Genomic DNA, 2,178 nt, shown 5'->3' with positions numbered 1-2,178 from the left:
GGCTCCACGACGCGGGTCATGCCCGCGCGGGCCGTCACTTGGAAGATCTTCGCCATGGCGGTCCCACGATAACGGCCCGCAACCGCCGGGGACACAGCCGGGCACACGACCCGCCCGACGGCCCTTGTGCCCGCACTCGCGCGGGTGTGAGATCGAGCCAGGAGGTGAGCCAGTTCACCGGATCACCGGTCCGCGTTCCCGGCCAGCAGGAGATCACCGGAAGATATCGCCGCGGCGCCCGTCCCGGGTCCGCTCCCCCGTCGCCCGCGGCGGTCGCCACCACCACCGGTTGAGGGAGGTGCGCCGCGATGGCGCAGAAGAACGAGAAGGGTGTCACCGGCGGCGCGCCGGTGGTGACCGAGCCCGGCAGGGTTCGCAACGTGGTGCTCGTCGGGCACTCCGGCGCCGGCAAGACGACTCTCGTCGAGGCGCTGCTGGCCGCCAGCGGCACGATCGGCCGGGCCGGCGCCGTCACCGAGGGCACCACCGTCTGCGACCACGACCCCGCCGCCGTACGGCAGCAGCGCTCGGTCAGCCTGGCCTGCGCGCCGCTGGTGCACCGCGACGTCAAGGTCAACCTGCTGGACACGCCGGGCTACGGCGACTTCGTCGGCGAGTTGCGCGCCGGGCTGCGCGCCGCCGACGCGGCGCTGTTCGTGGTCTCCGCCGTGGACGGCATGGACGCCGCCACGGCCGCCCTGTGGGAGGAGTGCGCCGCCGTCGACATGCCCCGCGCGGTGGCGGTCTCCCGGCTGGACCACCCGCGGGCCGACTTCGACGAGGCGGTGGCGCTGTGCCAGCGCGTCTTCGGCGACAACGTGCTCCCGCTCTACCTGCCGATGCTCGGCGACGACGGCGAGTCGGTGGCCGGCCTGATGGGCCTGATCACCCGCCGGGTGTACGACTACTCGGCCGGGCTGCCGCCGGAGGTACGCGAGCCGGACCCGGAGCACCTGCCGGCCATCCAGGAGTCCCGCAACGAGCTGATCGAGGGGATCATCGCGGAGAGCGAGGACGAGACCCTCATGGACCGCTACCTCGGCGGCGAGGAGATCGACCCCGAGGTGCTCATCACCGACCTGGAGACCGCTGTGGCCCGCGGCCACTTCTACCCGGTGGTGCCGGTCTGCGCGGAGACCGGCGTGGGCCTGGACGCGCTGCTCGACGGCCTGGTCGCGGCGTTCCCGTCGCCGCTGGAGCACGACCTGCCGGCGGTCACCGGCGTGGACGGCTCGCCCCGCCCGCCGCTGACCTGCGACCCGGACGGCCCGCTCGTCGCCGAGGTGGTCAAGACGACAGTCGACAGGCACGTCGGGCGGGTCTCGCTGGTGCGCGTCTTCTCCGGCACGCTCCGCCCCGACCAGGTCATCCACGTGTCCGGTCACGGCATGGCCGAGCGCGGCCACCCCGACCACGACGCCGACGAGCGGGTCGGCCACGTCTACACCCCGCTGGGCGCGACGCTGCGCGAGGTGGCCGCCTGCGTCGCCGGTGACCTGTGCGCGATCACCAAGTCGGGCAGCGCGGAGACCGGCGACACCATCTCCGCCAAGGACGACCCGCTGCTGGTCGCGCCCTGGGAGATGCCCGAGCCGCTGCTGCCGGTGGCGATCGTGGCGCGCAGCCGGGCCGACGAGGACGCGCTGGCCCGCAACCTGTCCCGGCTGGTCGCCGGTGACCCGACGCTGCGGCTGGAACGCAACGCGGAGACCCACCAGCTGGTGCTGTGGTGCATGGGCGAGGCGCACGCCGACGTGGTGCTCGACCGGCTGCGCGGCGGCGGCGTCGAGCTGGACACCGAACCGGTCCGGGTGCCGCTGCGCGAGACGTTCGGCGCCGCCGCGCGCGGGCACGGCCGGCACGTCAAGCAGTCCGGCGGCCACGGTCAGTACGCGGTCTGCGACATCGAGGTGGAGCCGCTGCCCCGGGGCGCCGGCTTCGAGTTCGTCGACCGGGTGGTCGGCGGCGCGGTCCCGCACAACTACATCCCGTCGGTGGAGAAGGGTGTACGGGCGCAGATGGAACGCGGTCTGGTCGCCGGCTACCCGGTGGTGGACCTGCGGGTGACGCTCGTGGACGGGAAGGCGCACAGCGTCGACTCCTCCGACGCCGCGTTCCAGACCGCCGGCGCGCTGGCGCTGCGTGACGCCGCCGAGAAGGGCCAGCCGACCCTGCTGG

1 protein-coding gene is annotated in these 2,178 nt (G+C 74.0%); it reads left to right on the top strand.

Translation table 11 applies throughout. The annotated features are described in order from the left end of the window. Positions 1-308: 308 nt before the first annotated feature. On the top strand, positions 309-2,178 hold a 1,870-nt coding region (locus KBX39_RS29535), incomplete at its 3' end, for an elongation factor G-like protein EF-G2 (RefSeq protein ID WP_210873674.1).

This window comes from Micromonospora sp. D75, from assembly GCF_018070405.1.
Classification (GTDB): Bacteria; Actinomycetota; Actinomycetes; order Mycobacteriales; family Micromonosporaceae; genus Micromonospora; species Micromonospora chalcea.
Note: the sequence above shows the minus strand (reverse complement) of the source record. Positions and strands in the feature narration are given on the sequence as shown.